The organism is Synechococcus sp. CBW1004, from assembly GCF_015840715.1.
Lineage (GTDB): Bacteria > Cyanobacteriota > Cyanobacteriia > PCC-6307 > Cyanobiaceae > Cyanobium.
In genome coordinates, this window is record NZ_CP060397.1 from 2,779,160 (window position 1) to 2,802,402 (window position 23,243).

General features: G+C 66.8%; 28 protein-coding genes. 16 read left to right on the forward strand and 12 right to left on the reverse strand.

Annotated elements, in window-relative coordinates; translation table 11 throughout:
* Nucleotides 1-192: 192 nt before the first annotated feature.
* From H8F25_RS13185 to H8F25_RS18210, 3 genes are all read left to right on the forward strand, one after another.
* Nucleotides 193-447: a type II toxin-antitoxin system HicA family toxin gene (locus H8F25_RS13185; protein WP_197210803.1), complete on the forward strand. Its 255-nt coding sequence runs from the start codon at nt 193-195 to the stop codon at nt 445-447.
* Nucleotides 444-776, forward strand: coding sequence for a type II toxin-antitoxin system HicB family antitoxin (locus H8F25_RS13190; protein WP_197210804.1), 333 nt, complete (start codon nt 444-446; stop codon nt 774-776). The genes H8F25_RS13185 and H8F25_RS13190 overlap by 4 nt, the downstream gene beginning before the upstream one ends.
* Nucleotides 777-1,084: 308 nt before the next feature.
* A complete protein-coding gene (locus H8F25_RS18210; protein ID WP_370525746.1) occupies nt 1,085-1,654 on the forward strand; it encodes a GIY-YIG nuclease family protein in 570 nt (189 codons plus the stop codon).
* A 176-nt stretch (nt 1,655-1,830) separates the two neighbouring features.
* Here the strand turns inward: H8F25_RS18210 and H8F25_RS17790 are convergent, their stop codons facing one another.
* Both H8F25_RS17790 and H8F25_RS17795 read right to left on the reverse strand, forming a co-directional pair.
* The gene (locus tag H8F25_RS17790; RefSeq protein ID WP_231596840.1) at nt 1,831-2,760 is read right to left on the reverse strand and encodes a hypothetical protein; all 930 of its coding nucleotides are present in this window, start codon (nt 2,758-2,760) and stop codon (nt 1,831-1,833) included.
* A gap of 18 nt (nt 2,761-2,778) precedes the next feature.
* Nucleotides 2,779-2,934, reverse strand: a complete 156-nt coding sequence (locus H8F25_RS17795; RefSeq protein ID WP_231596841.1) for a hypothetical protein — start codon at nt 2,932-2,934, stop codon at nt 2,779-2,781.
* 61 nt (nt 2,935-2,995) lie between these two features.
* Between H8F25_RS17795 and H8F25_RS13200 the strand changes: the two genes are divergently transcribed.
* Nucleotides 2,996-3,961: a chloride channel protein gene (locus tag H8F25_RS13200; RefSeq protein WP_231596842.1), complete on the forward strand. Its 966-nt coding sequence runs from the start codon at nt 2,996-2,998 to the stop codon at nt 3,959-3,961.
* A gap of 48 nt (nt 3,962-4,009) precedes the next feature.
* Here H8F25_RS13200 and H8F25_RS13205 read toward each other — a convergent pair whose 3' ends face one another.
* From H8F25_RS13205 to H8F25_RS18215, 6 genes are all read right to left on the reverse strand, one after another.
* Entirely contained in the window at nt 4,010-4,969 is a 960-nt protein-coding gene (locus tag H8F25_RS13205) for a substrate-binding domain-containing protein (protein ID WP_197210805.1), read from the reverse strand.
* A gap of 84 nt (nt 4,970-5,053) precedes the next feature.
* Nucleotides 5,054-5,428 carry a hypothetical protein gene (locus H8F25_RS13210; RefSeq protein WP_197210806.1) on the reverse strand — a complete coding sequence of 125 codons (375 nt, stop codon included), beginning with the start codon at nt 5,426-5,428 and terminating at the stop codon, nt 5,054-5,056.
* Nucleotides 5,429-5,554: 126 nt separating this feature from the next.
* Nucleotides 5,555-5,764, reverse strand: a complete 210-nt coding sequence (locus H8F25_RS13215; RefSeq protein WP_197210807.1) for a hypothetical protein — start codon at nt 5,762-5,764, stop codon at nt 5,555-5,557.
* A 43-nt stretch (nt 5,765-5,807) separates the two neighbouring features.
* Nucleotides 5,808-6,656: an alpha/beta family hydrolase gene (locus H8F25_RS13220; protein ID WP_370525747.1), complete on the reverse strand. Its 849-nt coding sequence runs from the start codon at nt 6,654-6,656 to the stop codon at nt 5,808-5,810.
* Nucleotides 6,656-6,940, reverse strand: a complete 285-nt coding sequence (locus H8F25_RS13225; RefSeq protein ID WP_197210808.1) for a DUF427 domain-containing protein — start codon at nt 6,938-6,940, stop codon at nt 6,656-6,658. The genes H8F25_RS13220 and H8F25_RS13225 overlap by 1 nt, the downstream gene beginning before the upstream one ends.
* 209 nt (nt 6,941-7,149) lie before the next feature.
* Nucleotides 7,150-8,541, reverse strand: a complete 1,392-nt coding sequence (locus tag H8F25_RS18215; protein WP_370525748.1) for a WbuC family cupin fold metalloprotein — start codon at nt 8,539-8,541, stop codon at nt 7,150-7,152.
* Between H8F25_RS18215 and H8F25_RS13240 the strand changes: the two genes are divergently transcribed.
* On the forward strand, nt 8,540-9,382 hold the full coding sequence (locus H8F25_RS13240; RefSeq protein ID WP_197210809.1) for a hypothetical protein: 843 nt from the start codon (nt 8,540-8,542) through the stop codon (nt 9,380-9,382). The two genes, H8F25_RS18215 and H8F25_RS13240, sit on opposite strands and share 2 nt — an antisense overlap.
* 24 nt (nt 9,383-9,406) lie before the next feature.
* On the opposite strand, the gene H8F25_RS13245 is transcribed toward H8F25_RS13240, so the two are convergent.
* Entirely contained in the window at nt 9,407-10,099 is a 693-nt protein-coding gene (locus H8F25_RS13245; protein ID WP_197210810.1) for a class I SAM-dependent methyltransferase, read from the reverse strand.
* Between the two features lie 112 nt (nt 10,100-10,211).
* On the opposite strand from H8F25_RS13245, the gene H8F25_RS13250 reads away from it, so the two are divergent.
* The gene (locus tag H8F25_RS13250) at nt 10,212-11,240 is read left to right on the forward strand and encodes a carbon-nitrogen hydrolase family protein (protein WP_197210811.1); all 1,029 of its coding nucleotides are present in this window, start codon (nt 10,212-10,214) and stop codon (nt 11,238-11,240) included.
* 143 nt (nt 11,241-11,383) lie between these two features.
* On the forward strand, nt 11,384-11,527 hold the full coding sequence (locus H8F25_RS13255) for a hypothetical protein (RefSeq protein WP_197210812.1): 144 nt from the start codon (nt 11,384-11,386) through the stop codon (nt 11,525-11,527).
* A 28-nt stretch (nt 11,528-11,555) separates the two neighbouring features.
* Here the strand turns inward: H8F25_RS13255 and H8F25_RS13260 are convergent, their stop codons facing one another.
* The gene (locus H8F25_RS13260; protein ID WP_197210813.1) at nt 11,556-11,975 is read right to left on the reverse strand and encodes a nuclear transport factor 2 family protein; all 420 of its coding nucleotides are present in this window, start codon (nt 11,973-11,975) and stop codon (nt 11,556-11,558) included.
* A 28-nt stretch (nt 11,976-12,003) separates the two neighbouring features.
* Complete coding sequence (locus tag H8F25_RS13265) at nt 12,004-13,680, reverse strand: ABC transporter permease/substrate-binding protein (RefSeq protein ID WP_197210814.1); 1,677 nt, start codon at nt 13,678-13,680, stop codon at nt 12,004-12,006.
* A gap of 192 nt (nt 13,681-13,872) precedes the next feature.
* Here H8F25_RS13265 and H8F25_RS13270 point away from each other — a divergent pair, with 192 nt between their 5' ends.
* From H8F25_RS13270 to H8F25_RS13315, 9 genes are all read left to right on the forward strand, one after another.
* Nucleotides 13,873-14,010, forward strand: coding sequence for a hypothetical protein (locus H8F25_RS13270; RefSeq protein WP_197210815.1), 138 nt, complete (start codon nt 13,873-13,875; stop codon nt 14,008-14,010).
* A gap of 320 nt (nt 14,011-14,330) precedes the next feature.
* Nucleotides 14,331-17,684 carry a type I restriction-modification system endonuclease gene (gene hsdR / locus H8F25_RS13275; protein WP_197210816.1) on the forward strand — a complete coding sequence of 1,118 codons (3,354 nt, stop codon included), beginning with the start codon at nt 14,331-14,333 and terminating at the stop codon, nt 17,682-17,684.
* Between the two features lie 164 nt (nt 17,685-17,848).
* Nucleotides 17,849-18,058, forward strand: a complete 210-nt coding sequence (locus H8F25_RS13285) for a HigA family addiction module antitoxin (protein ID WP_197210817.1) — start codon at nt 17,849-17,851, stop codon at nt 18,056-18,058.
* A gap of 37 nt (nt 18,059-18,095) precedes the next feature.
* Nucleotides 18,096-18,356, forward strand: coding sequence for an antitoxin (locus H8F25_RS13290; protein WP_197210818.1), 261 nt, complete (start codon nt 18,096-18,098; stop codon nt 18,354-18,356).
* Nucleotides 18,356-18,754, forward strand: coding sequence for a type II toxin-antitoxin system VapC family toxin (locus tag H8F25_RS13295; RefSeq protein ID WP_231596843.1), 399 nt, complete (start codon nt 18,356-18,358; stop codon nt 18,752-18,754). Before H8F25_RS13290 ends, H8F25_RS13295 begins: the two co-directional genes overlap by 1 nt.
* A gap of 235 nt (nt 18,755-18,989) precedes the next feature.
* On the forward strand, nt 18,990-19,220 hold the full coding sequence (locus H8F25_RS13300; protein WP_231596844.1) for a type II toxin-antitoxin system HicB family antitoxin: 231 nt from the start codon (nt 18,990-18,992) through the stop codon (nt 19,218-19,220).
* A 2-nt stretch (nt 19,221-19,222) separates the two neighbouring features.
* Nucleotides 19,223-19,447, forward strand: coding sequence for a type II toxin-antitoxin system HicA family toxin (locus tag H8F25_RS13305; RefSeq protein ID WP_197210820.1), 225 nt, complete (start codon nt 19,223-19,225; stop codon nt 19,445-19,447).
* A gap of 151 nt (nt 19,448-19,598) precedes the next feature.
* Nucleotides 19,599-21,119, forward strand: coding sequence for an N-6 DNA methylase (locus H8F25_RS13310; protein WP_197210821.1), 1,521 nt, complete (start codon nt 19,599-19,601; stop codon nt 21,117-21,119).
* Entirely contained in the window at nt 21,116-21,583 is a 468-nt protein-coding gene (locus H8F25_RS13315) for a hypothetical protein (protein ID WP_197210822.1), read from the forward strand. Before H8F25_RS13310 ends, H8F25_RS13315 begins: the two co-directional genes overlap by 4 nt.
* Before the next feature lie 94 nt (nt 21,584-21,677).
* Here the strand turns inward: H8F25_RS13315 and H8F25_RS13320 are convergent, their stop codons facing one another.
* Nucleotides 21,678-23,219 carry an IS5 family transposase gene (locus H8F25_RS13320; protein ID WP_197210823.1) on the reverse strand — a complete coding sequence of 514 codons (1,542 nt, stop codon included), beginning with the start codon at nt 23,217-23,219 and terminating at the stop codon, nt 21,678-21,680.
* Between the last annotated feature and the right edge of the window lie 24 nt (nt 23,220-23,243).

Sequence of the window (23,243 nt, forward strand, 5' to 3'; positions counted from 1 at the left end):
GTGACGAGAAGACTATTCGCCAGATCAGAGAGAATGGGGGCACTCCGAACAGGCCCCTGGAGTGGTCAGGCGGCCGCAGCTCTCTGCTGCTCCAGTCACTCCTTGCCTGCCACTCAGGGGCGGCGTTATCCGTACCCAGCAAGCCGTTAACCGGAAGCCGCGCCTGGTACCGGGAAGAAGTACCATGCTCGAATGAAGCGGAAGAACCAGCGCACCCTTGAGCTGATCTTCTCCCGTCCCGCAAGCGGCAGCCTGCCGTGGAGGGACATCGAGGCCCTGTTTCAGGAGCTTGGTGGGGATGTCAGTGAGAGGGCAGGCAGCCGAGTTGCGGTCGTTCTGTTTGGCGAAGTCAGGGTCTTCCACAGGCCCCACCCATCGCCCGATACAGACAAGGGTGCTATTGCTTCGATCCGCAAATGGTTTCAAGAACACGGAGTGACACCATGAATCTCATGAATGTGGATGGCTACCACGCCAAAATTGACTACGTCGAGGAGACGGATCAGTTCCGCGGGGAAATTCTTGGGCTTTCTGGAGGGGCGGACTTTTATGGGGCCAGTCCTGAGGAGCTTCGCCGAGAATTCAAAAAGTCATTGGACGTCTTTCTTGAGGTATGCAAGGAGCAAGGAATCGAGCCTCGTAGACACTATTCAGGCAAGTTCAATCTTCGGATTCCGCCTGAACTCCATGAGAAATTGGCGATGACTGCTGAGGCGCAGGGAAAGAGTCTCAATTCGCTTGCCCAGGAAGCACTTCAGAGAAGTGTCTCAGAGTAGAGGAACGGATAGCAAGCCCCTTGAGTGGACAGGCCGCCACCAAATCTCTGCCTTGCAACCCCAGGCTACCTGCCTGCCACTCAGGACAGCGTTATACGGGCTGAAGAGAGCCAATGAATCGCCAGTAATGCATAGTCTGTTGTGTGTCAGTCAGGCCAATGAGTGACGGCAACCAGTCGGATCATGAGATGCGAGCAGTCTGGCATTGCGAATGCACGCTTAAACAAGATCAGCTTCGACTCTGGCGCTACCCGTTGTAGGATTAGACCAGCCATGAGCACAGCCAATCGCGCACCTTTCCTCGAGACATGGGAGGCTTTGTTTGTCTAGTCAGGAATGAAGACCTCTGTAAGACTGGGCATGCTGATGACCTTCAAAGGCCATTAAAAGAGCTGAAGTCAACCGAGGCAATCGCGCACTTAGGATCCACAGAGACTCGGAATCTTGAGTCATCTCTACGAAGGCGATATGCTAACAAGCGAATACCTCAGGCTGAGTACTTCAGGCTATCCAAGAATGAAGTTGAAGGGGCTGTCCAAATACTTAACGGAAATGCCGGATTATTGGGAGAGGCGCGCCAAAGTCAAATCCCCTTGAAGAGAGATTTCCCACGATTCAGACGTCCAAACTCGATTGGTGCACTTTCTGAAGCCAAAAGGATCTTCAAAAGGGTCTCATTCTATCGCCAAGGCCACTTGATCTGCGTTTCCCGCTATCCAGATTCTTCTTTTGGTTCTGTCGGTACTTCAGAATGGGACTTTGGCGTATTGCTTGAGTGGCGCTTAGAGGTATTGCCCAAGGGCGAAGGTAGAAGGCATCTAAAAATGGTATCAATTCATCAGCATAGTATCAGTGATATGGTCAGCAAGTTCGGCTAGCCTCTTGCCAAGCACGCATTCAGGCAGATCAAGCATGGGCGTCGGCAATGTATATCAATCAATCCTCTGTATAGTGATAAAGTTTCCTGAGACTGCTGGTAGGAAAAGGTCGGAAGGACGGCAAGATCCTTGGTCCTCATCGTACCGCATAAGCAGTCATTCAGTACAGCCATCCTCTATAAAGCCTGACTCACTAGCCCTGCACTGGACAGCCCTGCGTTGAGAGCCGCCTGCCGCCGCGCCTGCGCCTCCTCGTTCCAGCGCTCGCGCACCTTCTTGATGTCGCCCGCCAGCACGCTCTCCAGGTCATGCGCCGAATAGAACTCGTTCACCAGCTTCAGGTAGGGGGCCGGCTCGATCGTCATCACCTCCTTCACGAAGCGTTCGTGGTCGTCGAAGCGGACGTCGATCGCCTGTTGCTGGGCCAGCCGGCGTTTCTCCTTGATCTGCTGCGGGCGCTGGTCGTTGGCATCGGCCAACTCCAGCGGCTCCACCGGTTGCCCTCGCAGCCGCTTGAGCAGCTCCCGCTGGGCGTTGAGCTCCGGCTGCATGCGGGCGGTCCACTGGTCGCCGCGCTCCCGCAGGTGGGCATTGACCCTGGTCACGGCGAAGGGCACTTGGGCGCGCAGGTGATCAGGGATGGACGCGTTGGGGTTGGCATCAGGTCTGCGGCCAAGCTGCAGCCGTTCAGCAACCGTCTCGTAGGGCTCGATCGCCATCACGTTCAGGCCTGAGCTGGCGAAGCGCACCGCCACCCACTCCTGCACCACCGGGATCGAGAAGCGCGTCCAGAACTCCTTCTGAAACTGCACCAGCATGCTCTTGGTGGTCACCACCAGCAGCCGCTTGCCGCGGCCGCGGCGGATCAGCTCGCTGCAGAGGATGCCGCACTCCAGCGTCTTGCCCAGGCCCACCGCATCGGCGATCAGCAGCCGCTGGCGCGGCATCGCCAGGGCCTTGGCGGCGGGCTCCGGCCGGGTCCGGTTGAATGCTTCTGCAGGGAGGATCCGATGGCTGGCGTGCTGATCTGGTTGCTGCTCGGCCTGGGCTTCGGGCTGCTGCTGTGGCCCTACCAGGCCATCTCCGAACTCGGCTTCCGGCTGCAACGGGATCTCTGGCAGGTGTCACAGCCCGCGCCGTTGATCGGCGCTCTGGTCGTGTTCGTGGCCACCAGCCTGCTGGTGCTGCTGGCCTGGGGGCCTCTGGCGGCCGGCCGCGGCGGCGGCGTCACGCCCGTGCTCGCCCTCGATCGCGCCGCTCCGTCTCTTCGTGAGGCCCACGAAGAGCGCTGGTTGCGGCAGCTGAGCCTGGCGACCCAGTTGCGGCGGTTGCCGTTGCTGCTTGCTCACCCACGTCGGCGGGCTGGCGGTGGGCGTGGAGTCCCCCTCGGTGGCGCTCGGAGCATCTCTGCTGCTGGCGCTCCACAGGCGTCTGAGCGGGTTTCGACCCCTCGCCTCCCTCTCCCCCCGTCTTGTGGCCGTGATCGGTGGCGCCGCGGGGCTGGGGGCGGCGTTCCGTTCGCCCCTGCTGGCGGTCGCCTACGGGCTGGAGGAGCTGGGCCAAGCCAGTGGCCTGCCGCTCGTGCTGCCGGCGCTGCTGCTGGCGGGCAGCGGCACCCTGCTGGCCACCACCATGGGCCAGCCGGCCCGCTTGCCCGGCCTGGATCTCGGGCCGCTGCCGCCCCAGGTGTGGGGCTGGGCCGCCCTGCTCACGCTGGTGGGTGCCGCCGGCGGTGCCCTGTTGGTGCGCCTGCTTCTGCCGGTGGCGGCTGTGGTGAAGCGCCTGCTGACCCGTCAGCGGCTGGTGGGCGCCCTTCTCCTGGCGGGCGGCCTCACCCTGCTGGCCCTGGTCAGCGGCGGCCTCAGCCTCAATGACGGCTCCCTCTCGCTGCGGGCGGCCCTGTCCGGCGAGGCCGTGGGCTCGCCGCTCCTCTGGCTCTGGCGGCTGCTGGCGAGCGTGCTCAGCCTGGCGCTGGGTGCCCCGGGCGGCCTGATGCACGACAGCATGACCCTCGGTGCCCTGCTGATCAGCCCCCTGCAGGGCCTTGAGGGTCTCGGGCCCACCGCCCTGGCCCAGCTGGCAGCCGTGGGTGCCACCGCCCTCTTCGCCGCTGCCCACGGCTGCCCCCTGTTCTGCGCGTCCTTCGTGTTCACCCTGCAGTGCGATCCGGGCCTGCTGCCGCTGCTGCTGCTGGTGAGTGCGGTGGCCGCTGCCCTGGGCGAGCGCTGGCGCGGCGAGGGCTGGAATGAGCACCAGCTGCAGGGCCTGCTGGATCAGACGCCGGGCGCCGCCCCGTCAAGTCGGTGATCGAGCCCCGACGCGCCCGGGCCGCCGCCCCTCCTGGCTCGGCCGCCATCAGCGTGGGCTGGCACCCCCTCCCTGCACGCTGATGCCCGTGTCGATGTGCTCGAGCGTCGGGGCACCCAGGCGCTGCTGCCACAGCGACAGCACCGACCAGTAGCCCTGGGCCGCCGGTCGGGTGGCCGCGGTGGAATCCACCACGCCGCCCTTGATCTGCTGCAGCAGCTCAGGCAGGTCGTCGAGGCCCACCACCTGTACCGTTCCCTGGCGGCCCAGCGCCTGCACCGCCCGCGCCACGCCGATGGCGCCGCCGGCATCGGCCACCACCCAGCCCTTCAGGGCCGGGAAGCGCCGCATCGTGCTCAGGGCCTGTCGTTCGGCGGTGGCGATGTTGTCGTCATCGGCGGGAGTGGCCACCACCTGAATGCCGGGATGGCGCGCGAACAGCTGCTGATGGCAGGCGACCCGGATGGCGTGATTGGGCGCCGTCGGCACACCGTGCATGATCGCCACCTGGCCCTTGCCGCCCAGCAGATCCACCAGCCGCTGCGAGGCGATCTGGGCCTGCTTGCAGAAGTCGTTGCCGATGCTGGTGATCGCCAGATGGGCCGGTGCCTCCGAATCGAACACCGTCAGGGCGATGCCGGCGCTGCGGGCTTGCTGCAGAAGCGGCCGCAGTCCTTCGCCATCAAGCAGGTCGATCGTGATCCCATCGGCCTTCGATCGGATCGCCGCTTCGAGCAGCTGGGCCTGCTGGCTGACCTGCGCCGTGGTCGGTGGCTGGTAGTCGATCCGCACCGACCGGCCGCTCTGCTGCTGGATCATGCGGCCGGCCTGCTCGGCGCCCTGGCGCACCGCCTCGTACCAGGGGTGGCTGACCTTGGGGATCAGCACGAACCGCAGCGGCTGCGGGGCGGCCTGGGCTGGAAGGGTGGCCGTCAGGGGCAACAGCAGCAGGAGTGCCAGCCGGGTGCGGAGGCCATGTCGGCGCGGAGACCTGGGTTGCACCTGCATGGTCGTCTGCCGGGGGGATGGACCTTGCTGGTGGTCTACGCAGGCCGTCTCGCCGCGGCAAGCGTCTCCTGCGGCGTCGCCTGTTCAGCGCAGCCGCTGCACGGCCTGGGCGCTGTAGGCCCCGTCAACGCTGATGCAGCGGATGGATTCCGGGCGGACGGCGCACACACCCTCGGCCGACACCACCGCGTTGCGCTGGAACCGCTCCGCCACCAGGGCGAAGGACATGCGTTCCCGGAGCTCCAGATCCTCCGACGCGATCACGAAGCTGATCCCCTCGGTCCCGGAGTCATCCAGGTCGAAGTGGATGTTGAGCGACCGTGTCCCCTTGGTCACGAAGGTGACGCGGCAGGGGCCGGCATAGGCCGGTGAGGCGATCCTGCAGCGGCGCCAGTGCGCCGGGGCATCGGTCGTCTGAATCGACCACTGCTGAGCGAGGCCTCTGCCGGCGTGGCCCAACGTTGCGACGACCAGCAGAAGACCTGAGCGCAGAGCCTGTCGCAGGAGCTTCCGGGTTCCCGGCACAGTGAATGATCTGAGGCTTCGCATCACCATTTGCGTCCCTCGGGGGTGGTGCTGCTCGCCTCACGCGTCCGTCTTCAGGAACCGCCCCGACAGCTTCACCGCCAGCACCACGGCGGCGATGCCGTAGGAGGCGAAGGTGATCGCCTGGCCGCTGGTGCCGGCGTCGTAGGCGCCGCGCTCAAGCAGCACGAAATCCGCCAGGGAGGCGGCGGTGCCCCAGAGCATCACCCAGACGCTCACGTAGACGATGCCTCGGAGGGTGGGGTTCATGGCGTGGCGCATGGAGCTGGGGCAGGACCCTAAGGCGGGCCCCTCAGGCCTTGTCGCTGCAGGGGGAGAGGCGCTCGCGGCAGAAGCGGTCGGCGTGTGCCACGGCGGCGTTCCAGTTGTCCGCTTCGCTCAGTCCGGATCGGCGGGTGGGGGTGAAGCTGTGGTCGCCGTGGGGCAGCCACTGGATGTGCACCCGGGGCGACAGGGCATAGCCCTCCACCTCCTCCCGTCGCCCGAAGGGATCCCGCTCCCCCTGCAGGATCAGCGTCTCGGTCCGCAGGGTCTGCAGGTGCTCGGTGCGCAGCTGCTCCGGCCGGCCGGGCGGATGGAAGGGGTATCCCAGGCAGAGCCCCCCGGCGATGCGACTGTCTGCGATGCGGCTCCCTGCGATGCCACTGCCTGCGATGAGACTGCCTGCGATGGGACTGTCTGTGATGGGATCCATGCCGATGGGATGGCCTGTGAGGTGATCGCTGGCAGCCGTGTCGGCGCTGGCCAGTTCATCGAGCAGCAGGCTGGCGACCCGGCCTCCCATCGACTTGCCCCCCAGGATCAGGGGGCGGGCGTTCCCCTCCAGCGCCACCTGCTGGCGGAAGGCCTCCAGCAGCTTCGGCAGTCGGTCGGGCCCGGCACGCCGGCCCGTGAGCCGGGCGCGGGCCATGTAGGGAAACTCGAAGCGCACCACCCGCCAGCCCCGCTCGGCCAGCCCGGTGGCGATCGCCGCCATGAAGGGGCTGTCCATCGGCGCGCCGGCGCCATGGGCCAGCAGCAGGGTGGCCGGTGCGTCCGCAGGGCCATCGATCAGCCGGGGGGAGGCCTCGGCGCCGCTGGCCGCGACCTCCACCGGGCTGTCGATCCGGCGCGGGCCGGCCTCGCTGACGGGACCGCCCATCAGCCGGCGGACACCTTCACTCCCTTCCAGAAGGCCACGCGGCCGCGGATCTCGTCGGCGGCGGGCTTGGGGTCGGGATAGAACCAGGCGGCGTTGGCGTTCACCTGGCCGTCCACGACCACGTTGTAGTAGTGCGCCTCACCCTTCCAGCCGCAGACCGTGCGGTGGCTGGAGGGCTGGAAGCACTCGCTGCGCAGGGCCTCAGGTGGGAAATAGGCGTTGCCCTCCACGCTGACGATGTCGTCGCTCTCGGCAATCACGCTGCCGTTCCAGCTCGCCTGCATCTGTGCCAAGGGGTCGGGGAACGGCGATCATGGCGAATCCCGGCCCCCGCAGCCTGGGCCCCGTCACCGGCCGCCCCGCCATCTCCGTTGCCCTCGCGCCTGGGCTGGATCAGCTCGCCGAGGCCTGGAACGAGGCCGAGATCTCCCGTCCTTCGCTCGGGCGCTGGCTGGATCCGCGGGAGTCAGCGTGGCCGCCACGATGGGGGCTGTCAGGGCCGGATGCCGAACAGCGCCCGCCACTGCGCCTCCTGGGCCTCCGCTTCCGGGGTTCCCTCCAGCGGGAATCCCGCCAGGACGTCCTTGTCGTTCGCAGGGATGTAGGGCCCCTGCTTGAGCTCGAACATCACCGTGTCCGGCCGCAGCGCCACCAGGGTGTGGAACTGGCCTTCCGCCAGCTCGAGGCCGCGCACGGGCCCCTCCGCTGCCAGCCGCTCCTGCTGCAGCACCAGGCCGCGCTCATCGAGCACCAGCAGGCCCACCTCCCCCTGCAGCACCAGGAAGCACTCGAAGCCGGCGCCGGGCTCGCTGCGGCGATGCCGGTGAGGCCGCACGTAGGTGCCCGGCTGCAGCACGTTCAGAAAGCGCTGCACCGCGTCCGGTTCGGCGTGCAGGTTGTGGTTCATGCGCAGGCGCGGTGCCTGGCGGGCCCGCTCCGCCACCCGTTCGAACAGCAGCGTGTCGAGGCGCTGCAGCTTCGGCATGCGCACCTCCGGATGCAGGAGCCGGTAACCCAGCTGATGCAGGCGGGTGTTGCGGATGCGCCGGTCCGCCGGGGCCTGTCCCGTCCCGGCCGTGGGATCCCAGCGCACTGGCTCCTCGCCGCAGGCCTCGCAGGCCCGCTCCAGCAGCTCCGCCACCGGCAGCGGCCGGTCGTCCACCAGGTGGATCACCCCGTCCCAGCGTTGCTGGACGGCCATGGCGATGGCGCCCACCACGTCGTCGCGGTGGATCCAGTGGCTGTGATGGCGTCCCGTGCCCGGTCGGGTGGTGCCGGCCAGCCGCCGGAAGCGCGGCGCCAGCTCGCGGCCGGGTCCGTATAGGGCCCCGAGGCGGAGGATGCACACCGTCCTGCCCGGAGCGCGGCAGTCCGCCAGCAGCTGCTCGCTCTCGAGCAGCACGCGGCCGTGGCCATCACGCGGGCAGGTGGGGGTGTCCTCATCCACCCAGGCGCCGCCGGCATCGCCGACCACCGAACAGCTGCCCGTGTAGATGATCTGGCGGAGCTGCGGCAGGTCCGGCAGCACCGCCTGCAGCGCCTCGAAGCCGGCGCGGTAGGTGGCGGCGTAGGTGTCTTCATCCACCGGGCGATCACCTCCGGGGGCCAGGGTGAACACGGCCACCTCGGCCTCCGCCAGGGCATCGCGCAGGGCGTCCCGGTCGCTGGCGCGCAGCACCGCCACCCGCTCCGCCAGGGGCTCCAGCTCGGCGCGTCGCTGCTCACGGGTGGTGGTGAGGGTGAGCGTCAGGGAAGGGTCGCGGCTCCAGTGGCGGGCCAGGGCGGTGCCCACATCACCGCAGCCCACGATCGTGATCCGCATCGCCTGCGCCGCCGCCGGAGTGGCGCTGACGCTAAAGCTGTCGCAGTTGCCAGCGACCGCCATGACCGGAGCCGATCGCCAGTGGCAGCTCAACCGGCGCAATTTCGAGGGGCGCTGGTGCGGCGAAAGCCGCTGGCATCTGCGCCAGGACGGTGGGGAAGGCGCCCTGGATCTGGCGGCCCCCAGCCGGGTGATCGCCGACACCTGCTACGCGATCCGCTTCTTCGATGACGACCACGGCGAATGGGACGGCAGCGGTCTTCTGTTCGCTCCCGATGGCCGCCGGCTGCTGCCGCTGTCGCGCGAGGCCTACAACCGCGGCGGCCAGTGCTGGCAGTTCGAGGGGGCGGGCGGCCAGTCGAGCCTGACGATCGATCCGGCCGACGCCCGCTGGGGCCATGAGATCAACCTGTTCCACGGGCGCTCCCGCTCGATGCTCGTGCTGCTCTGGGGCCGGCGGGATGAACCCGGGGGCGTCGCGGCGGGGGCTGCCGGTTGTCGCTGGCGTCTCGATGCCGTGGGAGCGGTGGCCTTCCGTTGCAGCCTGGGCGAGCGCCCCGATCCCCCCCGGCCCGCTCCTGGCGGCGCCCGCACCCTGCTGGAGGCGATGCGGGGCTGGCCCGGCCAGCTGGAAACCCTCGCGCCGGGCGACTGGCCCGCCGAGCCCCCGCCGCCGCAGCCATGCGAGCCCTTCGCGCCAGAGGCCTTCGCGGTCCATCCGCTCACGGCCGCGTTCGCCGATGGACTGGTGTGCTCGGTGCCCGAATGGCTGCCGGCAGGCCCCTTCCGCCTGGAGGTGGGCTGCCGCACCGCCCCGGATGCCTTCCAGCGGCTGAGCCTGCACATCGACGCCAACGGCGAACTGAGCTGCTGGGAGCGGCGCCGCTTCCGGGCTCCTGCCTGAGCGGCGGCACGGGGATGGGTTCGGTCAGGGCCGGCGGCTGAGCCACATCCGGCTGCCGAGGGCCTGCAGCAGCGGCAGCGGCGGCTCCAGACCGGCGGCGGCCAGCTCCTCGACCAGCAGGGACTGATCCAGCGAGAAGACCAGGGTGTTGCGGCCTGCCATGAACTGGCGCAGCGTCTCCTCCGCCATGCCCAGCTGCCGCAGGCGGCTCTGGCCGATCGCCAGCATCCGGTCGCAGGTCTCGGCGTCGGCCGGTTCGCTGTAGCTGCTCAGCAGCAGCAGGCCGCCGGCCTTCACCCGGGCGCACAGCTGCCCGAGAGCCTGGCGCTGCTGCTCGGGATGCATCAGGTGCAGCACGTGGTGGCAGACCACCACGTCGAACGGGTCCCCCTCCAGCGGGCCCGCCTCCTCCAGGCGCAGGGCCAGCAGGCGGCAGCGATCGCCGGCGCCCTCCCTGTCGATCACCGCGGCGCAGCCCCGCGCCATCTGTTCACTGGGCTCCAGCAGGGTGAACGTCGCTTCGGGAAGGGCGGCGAACATGCCGGGCAGCTCCTCTCCCAGGCCCGGCCCCACCACCAGCGCCGAGGAGGCCGCGGTGCCGTTGGCCGCCAGAGCGGCGGTGGCGATCTCCAGGAGGGCGTCGTAGGCGGGGATCGAGTTGCGGATCGTGCGGGCGTAGGTGCGGCCGTAGTCGCCGTCGAAGTCCAGGGAGGTCATGGCGGTCGTGATCGTTGGCTTCGCCCCAGCCTGAGCCTTGGCGGCATCCGCCGCCACTTCCGTTGCCTCCACTGCCGCCGCTGTCGCGGCACCTCGGCCACGCAGGGCAGCGATGCTGGAAGCCACTGGGAGAGATCCGGTGGCAGCAGAACGACGGCCGTTGATCGGGGTGACGGGCGCCGGTGAGGGTGCCGATCCCAGGGCGCTGGAGGCGGACGGTCCGGAGACACCTGATTCCACCCTGCCGGTGGCTCTGGTGCAGCTGCAGGCTGGCGAGGACGCCGCTGCCAACCGGCTCCATGCCGAGTCCTGGCTGGAGCGGGCGCTTGAGCCCCCGGCCGGCACGGCCCGGCCGCGGCTGCTGATGCTGCCGGAGATCTGGAACGCCCCCTACGCGGCGGCGCGCTTCGGGGCGTACGCCGAGCCGATCCCGGAGCCGGGCGGCCTTCTGCTGGAGGGGCCTTCGCCGTCGCTGGCCATGGTGGCGCGGCTGGCGGTGCGCCATGGGGTGAGCGTGATCGCCGGCTCGATCCCCGAACGCGGTGCCGATGGCCGCCTGTACAACACCGCCACCGTGATCGATCGGGAGGGCCGCCTGCGTGCGAAGCACCGCAAGGTGCATCTGTTCGACGTGGATGTGCCCGGCGGCATCCGCTTCATGGAATCCGACAGCCTCACGGCTGGCGATCGGCTGACGGTGCTCGGCGGCGCGGGCGATCCGCTGGCCACCGGCCTGGCGCAGCCGCCGAACCTGGGCCTGTTGATCTGTTACGACATCCGATTCCCCGAGCTGGCCCTGCTGATGCAGCAGCGGCTCGGCGCCACCCTGCTGGCCTGCCCCGCCGCCTTCAACACCACCACCGGTCCGCGCCACTGGCATCTGGTGATGCGCGCCCGCGCCGTGGACACCCAGTGCTTCGTGCTGGCCTGCTCCAGCGCCCGGCCGGCCGGCGGTGAGGGCTACCCCAGCTACGGCCATTCGCTGGTGGTGGATCCTTGGGGACAGGTGCTGGCCGAGGCGGGAACCGGCGAGCAGGTGCTGCATGTCCAGCTGGATCTGAGCCAGGTGGCGCTGGCGCGCCAGGCGATCCCCACGGGACATCAGCGCCGCGCCGATCTCTACCGGCTGACGACGCTCTGATGGTCTGGCCTGTCCGCGAGACAGCCTGCGCGGGCCTTTGCCGTGGAGGTGGGCAACGCGCTGATGGGGTTCCGGCAGCAGGCTGACGGCGGCGATGCCCCGGAGTCCGTAGGGTCCCTCACAGACGCACGCGCAAGCCGGCAATGAAGGAGATCAGCATGGCGGAGCTGCTGGGGCGCTGGCTGGCCCGCGGCGCCCTGGCCTCGGGGGTGATCGCCGTTGTGGTGTGGCTCACCTGGGTGATGCTCGATCTGAAGCATCTGCAGTCGGGTTTCACGCTGCCGTAGCGGTGAGCCGGCGTCCGCTCCCTTGGGCTCAGTCCACGAAGCGCCGGTAGAGCCAGCGCACGAAGCCGCCGACCACGGGCACCGGTTCGAAGGTGGGGCCGACGAAATCGAAGTAGTCGCGGTGATCCACGATCCTGCCGTCGCTGTTGAAGCGCAGGCGGGTGGTGCCGGGATAGATGAATTCGATCCCCTTGATCTTCAGCCCCATCTCCCACTCCACGAAGGCGGTGTCGCCGTCGATGGCGATCGCACCGGGCGTCAGATAGGTGTCGTCGCACCGTTGGATCAGCCCCTCCTGGGCCTTCAGGTAGGCGTCGATGCCCTGGCGCTCCTGGGTGGGGTCCTGGAAGTGCACGTCATCGGCGTAGAGCGCCCGCCACTGCTCCTCGCTGGGGGCCGGGGCGCCGTAGGGCTTGCTGAACAGGGCGCGCAGGCTGGCGGTGTCCACGGCGGGAACCAGGGCAGGGCGGTCCAGGCTAGGGAGTGGCCATGGCTCGGCGCTCCGGCGGCGCCGGCAGAAGCCCCTGCTCCCGCCGCCAGCGGCGGATCACCTGTTCGGGGGTCTGCTTCTCCAGATCCACCGCTGCGTTGAGGCGCTGCATGGTCCCGGCCGAGAGGCGGCCCGACAGGTTGTCGATCACCGGCACCAGCTCTGGATGGCGCCGCAGGCTGGCGGCGTTGAACACCGGCACGGCGTCGTAGGGCGGGAAGTAGCGGCGGTCGTCTTCGAGGATCTGCAGGTCCAGGGCCGGGATCAGACCGTTGGTGCTGTCGCCGGCGATCAGATCGACCCGCCCTTCAGCCAGGGCGCGGTAGGTGAGGCCCAGATCCATGGCGCTGGGCGGTGCGGCCAGCTGCAGGCCGTAGCGGCGGGCCAGGCCCGGCCAGCCATCGGGGCGGTTGAGGAATTCGTAGCCGAAGGCGGCGCGCCACATGCGGGCGGCCGGCACCGCCTGGCTGAGGCGCTGCAGCCCCAGCCTCTGGCCTTCGGAGCGGCGGATCAGCATCGCGAAGGTGTTCTCGAAGCCGAGCGAGGGAAACAGCCGCAGCCCGAAACGCTCGGCGTAGAGCCGGCGGCTGCGCTCCCAGAGCTCCTGGCGCCCCTGGGGCCGGGCCGCGTCCGGCTGCTTGAGGATCGCCGACCAGGCGGTGCCGGTGTACTCCACGTAGCCGTCGATGCGGCCGCGCCGCACCGCTTCATGCACCAGGAAGGTGCTGCCCAGGCTGAACTCGCGCTTCACCGGCAGCGCCGTGCGCGCCTCGATCTCCTGGGCCAGCAGCTCGCCGAGCAGCAGCTGTTCAGTGAAGCCCTTGGCGCCGATCACCACCGGGGCGCTGGGTCGCAGCGCCAGGAGCCGCGGCCAGCCCAGGTTGATGACCAGTGCGGTTGTCACCATCAAACCGGCGACCAGCGCCGCGGTTGCCGCCAGACCCCGCCACCCCTGGGGCCACCCCGCACGCAGGGGACCGCGCCGCCAGGGCGCCCGTCGTTGCTCGTGAGGACGCTCACCGGACGGATGCACTCCCCGCACCAGCCGCAGCTCCAGGGCCCCCAGGGCGGCATCGGCCGCCAGGGCGATCGCCGCCGAGGGCAGGGCACCGGCCAGCAGCAGCGTGTTGTTGACGGTGGCGATGCCGCGGAAGATGAACACCCCCAGCCCGCCGGCGCCGATGGCGGCGGCGATCGTGGCTACCCCCACTGAGATCACCGTGGCGACGCGCAGGCCTGCCATCAGGCTGGGCAGGGCCAGCGGCAGCGCGATGTGCCGCAGCACCTGGCCGCTGCTCAGGCCCAGGGCCCGGCCGGCTTCCCTGAGGCCGGCGGGCACCTGCTGCAGGCCGGTGACCAGGCCGCGCAGCAGGGGCAGCAGGGCATAGAGGGTGAGGGCCACCACCGCCGGGGTGGGGCCGATGCCGCCGAGCAGCGGCACGGTGAGCAGCAGGCCGAAGATCGCCAGGCTGGGAATGGTCTGGACCGCATTGGCCAGTCCGAGCGCCAGGCGGCTCCAGCGCGGCCGCCCCTGGATGGCCAGGCCCAGGGGCAGGGCGATCAGCAGGGCCAGGGCCACGCTCAGGGCCACCAGCAGCAGGTGTTCGCCGCTGCGCTGCAGGATTTCGCGGGCGAGGGCGGGTGAGAGGGCTGGAGGCGTCATCGCTGCACCGTCCTGGTTGCGGTGGCCCGCCCTTGCCGGTCCCCCTCATGATCGGCCCGCCGGGCCGGAGGCGCATCCCGGAGGCCCTGCCGCGATGGCAGCAAAGCAGGAAGCCACCAGACTGAACGTTCAGCTGGCCTGACGGTTCCGAGCATGGGCAGGACAGGCCGACCGCGCCGCCGCAGGCGTTCCGTGACGATCCGGCGATCGCAGCGCTGGCCGCTGATCGCCGTGCTCGGCCTGCTGCTGGTCACCGGCTCGATCCTGCTGGCCAACCAGCGCCATTCCGGCGATCCCCCCCGGGCGCGCCGGGAGCTGCGTAAGTTCTGAACCGACATGGGCCCCGCGGTTGCTGCGCCCGGCCCACAGCAGCACCCGCTGACTCCGTTTCAGGCGAGGCCAGAGCGCCTGCCAGCAAGGGGCGACGGCTGGGGAGGAGGCGCGAGCGCAACCCTGGGGCTGTGCAGACAAGCCATAGCGATGTCAGCATGATTCGAGCCCGTTAGGCTCAGCTCAAGCGCCGTGATCCCTGGCCTGGGCCATGGCAGTTGCTGATCCGGATCTGATGTGTCATCTGCAGGCTCCCCTCGCGCCTTGGCGCCACGCCGCAGGCTGATGGCAACCAGGATCAGACCATGGGTGGCGATGGGATGAGCGCCAACTTCCGCCACCTGCGCCCCTATGACGCCCAGCTGTTCCGGCTGGGGGCGCTGGCGGAGCGCTATTTCCCGGACGATCCGAACACGGCTCTGCTCAAGCTGCGGCAGCTGGGTGAGTTGCTGGCGCAGCAGACGGCCAGCCGCTTCGGGATGGAGCTGCGGGTCGAGGAGACCCAGCAGCAGCTGGTGCAGCGCCTGACGTTCGAGGGCGTGCTCGACCGGGAGGTGGCGGACCTGTTCCACGAGGTGCGCCGCCGGGGCAACAAGGCCAACCACGAGCTCCAGGGCGACCACGCCTCAGCGCTGAAGACCCTGCGCTTCGCCTGGCAGCTGGGGGTGTGGTTCCACCGCACCTTCTCCGATCCGGACTTCCGCAGCGGACCGTTTCAACCGCCGCAGCCGCCTGACGATGGCGATCAGGCGCTGCAGGCGGAGCTGGCCGAGCTGCGCCAGGCGCTGACGGCTTATCAGGCCTCGGAAGGTCTGGCCAGTGAGCAGCTGGCCCAGACGGAAGCCCAGCTGCGCCAGGCGTTGCAGGAGCAGCAGGAGTGGGAGCAGCTCGCTGCGGCGGTGGAAGCCGACAAGGCGGCCTTGGCGGCCCGGTTGGCGGCGCTGCAGGCCGCCGCAAGCCGCGAGGATCCGGCCGTGTTGACGGCCCGGCGGCAGGCCTCGCGGCGTGCGGCCGAACGACTCGAGTTGAGCGAAGCCGAAACAAGGGATCTGATCGATACCCAGCTGCGCCAGGCCGGCTGGGAAGCCGACAGCCAACGGCTGCGCTACAGCCAGGGCGCCCGGCCCGAGAAGCACCGCAACCTGGCGATCGCCGAATGGCCCACCCGCAGCGGCCCGGCCGACTACGTGCTGTTCGCCGGGCTGACGCCCCTGGCGGCGGTGGAAGCGAAGCGCGCCAACCGCGATGTGGCCGGCGTGCTGCCCCAGGCCCAGCGCTACTGCCGCGATCTGGCGGCCGGCGAGGAGCTGGCGCTGCAGCCCGGGGGCTGGGGGGAGGAGGGGGAGTTCCGCCTGCCCTTCGCCTTCGCCACCAACGGCCGCCCCTTCCTGCGCCAGCTGCAGACCTGCAGTGGCATCTGGTTCCGCGATCTGCGCCGCAGCACCAACCTGCCGGTTCCCCTGGAGGGCTGGTATTCGCCGGAAGGGCTGCGCCAGCTGGCCCGGCAGGACATCCACAGCGCCGAGGAGAAGCTGCGCCGCGAGGCGTTCAGCTTCGGGTTTCAGTTGCGGCCCTATCAACGCCGGGCGATCGAAGCGGTGGAGGCGGCGATCGCGGCGCAGCAGCGGGAGATCCTGCTGGCCTGCGCCACCGGCACCGGCAAAACCAGGACCGCCGTGGCCCTGATCTACCGGGCACTCAAGACCGGCCGCTTCCGGCGGGTGCTGTTCCTGGTGGATCGGGAGGAGCTCGGCATCCAGGCCGGCGATGCCTTCAAGGAGACGAAGGTGGAGAGCACCCAGCGTTTCGCTGAGATCTTCGGCATCAAGCAGCTGGGCGAGCGGATGCTGGAGAGCGACACGCGCGTGCACATCGCCACCGTGCAGGCGATGGCGCAGCGGCTGTTGCTGGGGGATGAGGAGGGACGCCCCACGGTGGACAGCTACGACCTGATCGTGGTGGATGAATGCCACCGCGGCTATCTGCTGGATCGGGAGCTGAGCGATCGCGAGCTGCGCTTCCGCGATTTCAACGACTACGTGTCGAAGTACCGGCGGGTGCTGGAGATGTTTGATGCCGTGAAGGTGGCGCTCACCGCCACCCCGGCGCTGCACACGGTGCAGATCTTCGGCCATCCGGTGTTTGTGTACAGCTACCGCGAGGCGGTGGTGGATGGCTACCTGGTGGATCATGAACCACCGATTCGCATCCGCACGAAGCTGAGCAGCGAAGGGATCGTCTGGCAGGCCGGCGAGGAGGTGGCCACGATCGATCCCCGCAGCGGCCAGCTCGATCTGTTCACCACCCCGGATGCGCTGCATTTCGAGGTGGAGGCCTTCAACCGCCAGGTGATCACCGAAGCCTTCAACCGGGTGGTGTGTGAGTTTCTGGCCGATGAACTCGATCCATTTTCGCCCTTCAAAACCCTGATCTTCTGCGTCAGCGACAAGCACGCCGATCTGGTGGTGCTGCTGCTCAAGGAGGCGTTTGCGAAGCGCTATGGCAGCGTGCCGGATGAGGCGGTGGCGAAGATCACCGGCAGCAGCGACAAGCCGGCGCAGCTGATCCGGCGCTTCAAGAATGAAAGCTTCCCCAATGTGGCCGTCACCGTGGATCTGCTCACCACGGGCGTGGATGTGCCGGCGATCGGCAACATCGTGTTTCTGCGGCGCGTGAACAGCCGCATCCTTTACGACCAGATGATCGGCCGCGCCACCCGCCTGTGCGAGGCGATCGGCAAGGACAGCTTCCGCATCTTCGACGCGGTGGGCCTGTACGAGGCGCTGCAGGACTTCACCGACATGAAGCCGGTGGTGGTGAACCCCAAGATCCCCTTCTCCCAGCTGCTGGAGGAGCTGCAGAGCACCGAGGGGGAGGAGTGGCAGCTGGTGCGCGAGCAGCTGATCGCCAAGCTGCGGCGCAAGCAGCGGCATCTCAGCGAAACCGCCGAGGCCCGTTTCCGCTTGCTGAGCGGCGAGGAACCCGAGGCCTTCATCAGCCGCCTGCAGGGGCTGCCGGAGGGGGAGGCCAGAGGCTGGCTGGCGAGCATCGAGGGGCTGGGTGAGCTGCTCGATGCCCAGTGGGAGGTGCGCGCCGATCCGCAGTTCCTCTCCGAACACGACGACGAACTGCGCGCCATCGAACGGGGTTACGGCGAGGCGAAGCGTCCGGAGGACTACCTGCAGGGCTTCAGCGCCTTCGTGCGCGACCCGGGCAACCACCTGCCCGCCCTCACCACGGTGCTGACGAAACCCTGGGAGCTGAGCCGCAGGGATCTGCGCGAGCTGAAGCTGGCGCTGGATCAGCGGGGCTACAGCGAAACCACGTTGGCCACCGCCTGGCGTGAAACCACCAACCAGGAGATGGCCGCCTCGATCATGGGCTGGATCCGTCAGGCGGCCCTGGGCGATCCGCTGATGCCCTACGAGCAGCGGGTGGAGCGGGCCCTGCAGCGGATCCTGGCCTCGCGCAGCTGGAGCAAGCCGCAGCGCGACTGGCTGCAGCGCATCGCCAACCAAACGAAGGCGATCACGATCGTGGATCGCGAAGCGCTGGACGACGACGCCCTGCTGTTCCGGCGCGAGGGGGGCGGTTGGCCGCGGCTGAACCGGGTGTTCGGCGGCGAGCTGGAGGGGGTGCTGCAGGAGTTTCAGCGCCAGGTGTGGGCGGCGTGAGGCCCATCAGGGCAGCACCCGCTCCGCCAGCTGCCGCAGCCAGCTCAACGGTCCGGGTGGATCCGAGGCCCTGCGCCGCAAGAGGGCCGCCTACGTCGCCAATGGCGCCCAGCTGGGCTGGCTGCTGTTTCCCGAGCAGCGGGCGGTGGAGATCTGGCAGGCCAATGACGAGGGCGGCGAACCAGGAGAGCCGCATCAACGCGATCGTGAAGGGGCGGCGCGCGATCACCGCCGACACCGATCTGCGCCTCTGCCGTTTCTTTGGCTTCAGCGAGGGGTTCTGGCTGCGGATGCAGACCAGCCACGACCTGAAGCTGGCGAAGCAGGCCCTGGCAAACGTGCTCCCAGCGATCGAGCCGCTCCAGTCCACCTGATCTAGACTGGGTATCGACCGCGATGGTGCCGAAGGCCATGCGCGCCAAGCTGTTTCGCAACGGCCGCAGCCAGGCGGTGCGCCTGCCGGCCGAATTCCGTTTTGAGGGAACGGAGGTGGAGGTGTATCGCGATCCCGAGAGCGGCGCGGTGGTGCTCACGCCGGTGCGGCCGTCGGCCAGCGATTTGCTGCAGCTGAGGGATGCGTTGCTGCAGGAGCCTGGCTTCCGAGAGGAGCTGGATGCCTTCTTCGAGGGATTGCACGACACCAGTCCTGTCGAACCGGTGGACTTTCCCTGATGTCTGCGGCAGAGGGGAGGCTGATGCTCGATGCCAACGCCGTGAGCGCCTTTCTCAACCGGCTCTCGCCACGCCTGGATGGCTGGGTGCGTGAACAGCGCTGTTGTCTGTCGGCGATTGTGGTGGCCGAGATCCGCTACGGGCTGGAGAAGCGGCCGGCGGCTACTCGGTTGCGCGCGCTGGCGGAGGCCACTCTTGAAACCCTGGAGATCCTGCCCTGGACGGACGACTGCGCCAGAATCTACGGGCGGCTGCGCGCCGATCTCGAACGGGAGGGCAAGCCATTTGCGGTGATGGATCTGCTGATCGCCAGCCATGCCCTGAGCGAAGGCTGCACCCTGGTGACCGCGGATCGGGCCTTCGCCAACGTGCCCGAGCTGCAGCTGGAGGCCTGGTGATGGCGGGAAGCATGACGAGCAACAGCCCCACCGGCGACCGGCTCATGCAAGAGATCGTTTTCAAGCTGTGGAACTTCTGCAATGTCCTCAAGGACGACGGGGTGACCGATCGATCACTCAATGCGCCTGAGCGATGTGACAGGCGGTGGCACTTGTGAAGGGAGAAGACCATCACCCTCCGATGTCGTTCCCACTCCAATCGACCAGCCCACCTGCGGTGTCTACGATCCAACCCATGAAGGCCGGCCAGCTCATGCGCACGTACTCGGCTGTGATCGAACGCTGCAGCGAGACCGGTCTGCTTGTGGGTCATGTGCCTGGCTTCCCCGGTGCTCACAGCCAGGGGGCGACGCTCGATGAGCTGCAGGCCAACCTCCAGGAGGTGATCGCCATGCTGCTGGAGGACGGCGAGCCGAACCTGGAGAGCGACTTCGTCGGCCTGCAGCAGATTGTGGTTCCGGCCTGAGCGTGGGCTCCACACCGGTTCTCAAGCCCTCGGAGGTGGTCGACATCCTGCGGACACTGGGTTTCGAGCTTGTCCGTCAACGCGGATCGCATCTGCAGTTCCGCGATGCCCGTGGGCGCGGCACCACTGTTCCAGCCCATCAGGGTCGCGACATCGCCCCACCGCTGCTTCGTCAGATCGCCAAGGACATCGGCATGACCGTGGAGGAGTTCCTCCGCCACCGTTGAACCAGGCTGTTCAGAATGGGGCCATGCCTGCCGATCCGCCCCTGGACAGCCCTCGTTCCAAGCGGCTTCCATCCGCCCGTGCGCCCCGGTGCTTGCCGCGGCGCAATGCCATCGAACCCTTGCAGCAGCGCTGCGCGGAGGCGACCCCGTGATGACCCGCACCAGCCTCCACAGCGGCACCCACGACAGGCTGACCCACGACATCGTCGCCAAGCTCTGGAACCTTTGCAATGTGCTGAAGGATGACGGGGTGACCTATCACCAGTACGTGACGGAGCTCACCTATCTGCTGTTCCTGAAGATGGCCAAGGAGACGGGCCAGGAGCAGGGGATTCCCGAGGAGTGGCGCTGGGACGAGCTGGAGAAACGCGATGGCACCCAGCAGCTGAATCAGTACAAGCTGCTGCTGCTGGAGCTGGGCAGCAGCGAAAGCGGCAGCTCACCGCTGGTGCAGGAGATCTACGCCAATGCCAGCTCGTTCATCAAGAAGCCGGTGACGCTCAACAGGCTGGTGAGCGAGATCGAGAAGCTGGATTGGTACAGCGCCCGCGAGGAGGGATTGGGGGATCTGTATGAGGGCCTGCTGCAGAAGAACGCCGAGGAAAAGAAATCGGGTGCCGGCCAGTATTTCACCCCACGGCCACTGATCGACTCGATGGTGGCGGTGATGCAACCAACCCTGGAGGATGTGATCCAGGATCCGGCGGGGGGAACCGGTGGCTTCCCGATCGCGGCGCTGCACTGGATCCGCGACCACTACGACATCAGCCAGCTGGATGAGAAGCAGCAGAAAAATTTCTACGAGGGCACGTTTTATGGCATGGAGCACGTGCAGGACACGCATCGGCTGGCGCTGATGAACCTGATGCTGCATGGCCTGGATTCGCGGCCGGGGCAATGCGGCATCTGGTATGGCGACACCCTCAGCAGCGATGGGCTGCTGCTGCCGCCGGCCTCCTTGATTCTCACCAATCCCCCCTTCGGCACCAAGAAGGGCGGCGGCCTGCCGAGCCGCGATGATTTCACCTTTCCCACCAGCAACAAGCAGTTCTGCTTCCTGCAGCACATCATCCGGGCCTTGAAACCGGGTGGGAGAGCGGCGGTGGTGCTGCCCGACAACGTGCTGTTCGAAGGCAACGTGGGCAAGCAGATCCGGGCCGACCTGATGGACAAGTGCAACCTGCACACGATCCTGCGGCTGCCCACCGGCATCTTCTACGCCCAGGGCGTGAAGACCAATGTGCTGTTCTTCACGCGGGGCCCTGTTCATCACGATCAGGCGGAGAGGGGCAACACGGATCGAGGTCAAACACAACAAGTCTGGGTGTATGACCTGCGGGCCAACATGCCGGCCTTCGGCAAGCGCACGCCGCTCACCCGCGAGCACTTTGCGGCGTTCGAGGAGGCCTATGGGCCGGATCCGCTGGGCCTGGCGCCGCGGACAGCCACCGGACCCGAAGGCCGCTGGCAGTGCTTCAGCCGCGAGGAGATCGCATCGCGCGGCGACAGCCTCGATCTGGCCTGGCTGAAGGACGACTCCGCCGAAGACGCCTCCGAATTGCCGGAACCATCCGAACTGGCCCGCGACGCCATGGGCGAACTGGAAGGCGCCCTCGATGATCTGCGGGCGATCCTGGCGGAACTGGGGGAAGAGCTGGAGGAGTTGGTGTGAAGGAGGAGCGGCCAGAGCTGCCGGCGGGTTGGCAGCTTGCTCCGATTGATGACCTGGGAGAACTCAGGCTGGGGAAAATGCTTGACAAGTCAAAAAATCAGGGAATCCCTGTTCAGTATCTCCGAAATCTCAATGTGAGATGGTTTAGATTTCAGGTCGAGGATGTTTTGTCGCTTCTCGCCTCCCCGGATGAGATTGAGAAGCTGTCAATCGTCGACGGGGATCTTCTTATTTGTGAAGGCGGTGAGCCCGGTCGGTGCGCGGTTTGGCGTGGTGGAGCCAATGCCTTCGTGTATCAGAAAGCTCTCCATCGATTTCGTAGCCATGGGGGAATCGAGCCTGAGATCCTTATGTATATGCTGCGGCATCGCTCTGAGACGGGTGCCCTTTCTGATTCCTTCACTGGAACCACAATTAAGCACCTGACGAGAGAAAGTCTCGCGCGTTTAATTGGGGACTCCTGAAAAACGACTCGCGTGCCTCACTGGGGCAAGCCGACGAACAGGGGTGATGGCAGCTCGAATCCGCGGCTTTACAGCAACCGGCGATTCGGCTGCCTCAAACTGGCAAATGCTTCTTGGCGCCACCAAGAGCCAGCCAAGACGTTGTAACGCACAAAAACCAGGAATAAATCGCGACAAAAAAGAGGCGGAGGAGCCTCAGGATCTTCTCGGCACACATCACCAGGAATGCCATCGAGATCGTCGTTTCTGCACCCTGAGGCAGGCGAGCCATGATCAACTGAAGTGAATACTTGCGCTTCCCTGAACCAAAGACACCCTCAACCTCGTTTCGCTTGCGCTGGTCAGCGCTGAGCTGCTGCTTGTGCACAGCGTTGACTCCTGGATCCTTCGGTGGCCTCCCAAGTCGTTTGCCAGATAGTCGGATATTATTCCTCGTACAGAAGTTTCGATTCTTAGTGTTGATGTAGATGCGATCGGCGCAGATGCGCTCAGGGTAGCAGCCATGCTCTCGCTTGTACTTCTTGGCTTGTGAAATCAAGTCTTCGGACTCATTGTACGGATCCCAGCTGATCCTGTGAAGGAAGGCAAAGCCATTGCGCACGGAAACACTAATTTTGGCACCAAACTCAAAAGCGGCTCTTGCTTTGCCACGAGCAATGGGGCGAACATGTCGCTGAATCAAGTTGACGATGCGGTCGGGCATGCTGCGTGTCTTGGAGTACAGCAAGATCGTCTGCTGTCGGTGCAGCTCACTGATCACGAGAAGCTTCTGCCACCAATGCGTCTTGAGACCCGAAAGGCTTGCGCCAGAGGCGATCAGGGCATCGATGACATCAAGATTGCGCTGCAGGTAGTCGAGCTGGCGGCGTATTGCGGCTTTTGTTTTGCGACGACGTGGCTTTTTCTGCTTGGCGACATTGAGGAAAGCAGCACGCGCCCTGCCTCGATCATATCGAGGCTTATGCTTACGCAGATCTGGGTGCTGACTGCGCAGATCATCAATGATTCGTTCGGTTGACTCCCTCGCCTCATTGAGTAGCTTCAGATCAGTGGGATAGGTGATGTCGGCTGGCGTGCAAGAGGCATCGATGGTCAATGTTCCCCAGTTCTTGTCCTCGGGCCAATCTGCTGGCTTCACGAAATCGTCAATGGAGATCTGGGTTCCAGCATCAACACTTGGATCGTCGGGGTGGTCGTCATCTTGCCGTGACGACACAGCCTCGATCACCATGGCCTTACCGCGTTCTGCAATCAGTTCGTTGATCCGCTTGAGGTCATCCTCTGAGAAACGCTTGCGGAAATGCACCATCATCGACGGGTCGAATGGTGATTTACTGGTGTAGCCGGCAAAACCCAAAAAATACTGCATGTATGCATTTTCTCGGATCTGCTCGACGGTTTCCTCATCGCTCAAGCCAAGGCGCTGCTTAATGAACAGCGCACCAAATGCCAATCTCACAGACTTCGCGGGGGCACCAGTCGTGGGGCTGAACTGAGGGGCATACGTTTCTTCCAGCTCTTCCCATGGCATCAGAGAGGAGAAGATCACCCAGCGGTTGTCCGGGTCCAATGTTCCGCCAAAAGGGAGATGGAACGCCTCGATTGAAAGCTGCCTGTTATGGTGTTTCCGGTACATCTACTGGGTTGAACAGTTGCAGCA

Coding starts and splice junctions, on each gene's coding strand:
- H8F25_RS13185 (WP_197210803.1), top strand. CDS start 193: ATGAAGCGGAAGAACCAGCGCACCCTTGAGCTGATCTTCTCCCGTCCC.
- H8F25_RS13190 (WP_197210804.1), top strand. CDS start 444: ATGAATCTCATGAATGTGGATGGCTACCACGCCAAAATTGACTACGTC.
- H8F25_RS18210 (WP_370525746.1), top strand. CDS start 1,085: ATGGGAGGCTTTGTTTGTCTAGTCAGGAATGAAGACCTCTGTAAGACT.
- H8F25_RS13205 (WP_197210805.1), bottom strand. CDS start 4,969: ATGCAGGTGCAACCCAGGTCTCCGCGCCGACATGGCCTCCGCACCCGG.
- H8F25_RS13215 (WP_197210807.1), bottom strand. CDS start 5,764: ATGAACCCCACCCTCCGAGGCATCGTCTACGTGAGCGTCTGGGTGATG.
- H8F25_RS13220 (WP_370525747.1), bottom strand. CDS start 6,656: ATGGGCGGTCCCGTCAGCGAGGCCGGCCCGCGCCGGATCGACAGCCCG.
- H8F25_RS13225 (WP_197210808.1), bottom strand. CDS start 6,940: ATGCAGGCGAGCTGGAACGGCAGCGTGATTGCCGAGAGCGACGACATC.
- H8F25_RS13240 (WP_197210809.1), top strand. CDS start 8,540: ATGACCGGAGCCGATCGCCAGTGGCAGCTCAACCGGCGCAATTTCGAG.
- H8F25_RS18215 (WP_370525748.1), bottom strand. CDS start 8,541: ATGGCGGTCGCTGGCAACTGCGACAGCTTTAGCGTCAGCGCCACTCCG.
- H8F25_RS13245 (WP_197210810.1), bottom strand. CDS start 10,099: ATGACCTCCCTGGACTTCGACGGCGACTACGGCCGCACCTACGCCCGC.
- H8F25_RS13250 (WP_197210811.1), top strand. CDS start 10,212: ATGCTGGAAGCCACTGGGAGAGATCCGGTGGCAGCAGAACGACGGCCG.
- H8F25_RS13255 (WP_197210812.1), top strand. CDS start 11,384: ATGAAGGAGATCAGCATGGCGGAGCTGCTGGGGCGCTGGCTGGCCCGC.
- H8F25_RS13265 (WP_197210814.1), bottom strand. CDS start 13,680: ATGACGCCTCCAGCCCTCTCACCCGCCCTCGCCCGCGAAATCCTGCAG.
- hsdR (WP_197210816.1), top strand. CDS start 14,331: ATGAGCGCCAACTTCCGCCACCTGCGCCCCTATGACGCCCAGCTGTTC.
- H8F25_RS13285 (WP_197210817.1), top strand. CDS start 17,849: ATGACGAGGGCGGCGAACCAGGAGAGCCGCATCAACGCGATCGTGAAG.
- H8F25_RS13290 (WP_197210818.1), top strand. CDS start 18,096: ATGCGCGCCAAGCTGTTTCGCAACGGCCGCAGCCAGGCGGTGCGCCTG.
- H8F25_RS13295 (WP_231596843.1), top strand. CDS start 18,356: ATGTCTGCGGCAGAGGGGAGGCTGATGCTCGATGCCAACGCCGTGAGC.
- H8F25_RS13300 (WP_231596844.1), top strand. CDS start 18,990: ATGAAGGCCGGCCAGCTCATGCGCACGTACTCGGCTGTGATCGAACGC.
- H8F25_RS13310 (WP_197210821.1), top strand. CDS start 19,599: ATGACCCGCACCAGCCTCCACAGCGGCACCCACGACAGGCTGACCCAC.
- H8F25_RS13320 (WP_197210823.1), bottom strand. CDS start 23,219: ATGTACCGGAAACACCATAACAGGCAGCTTTCAATCGAGGCGTTCCAT.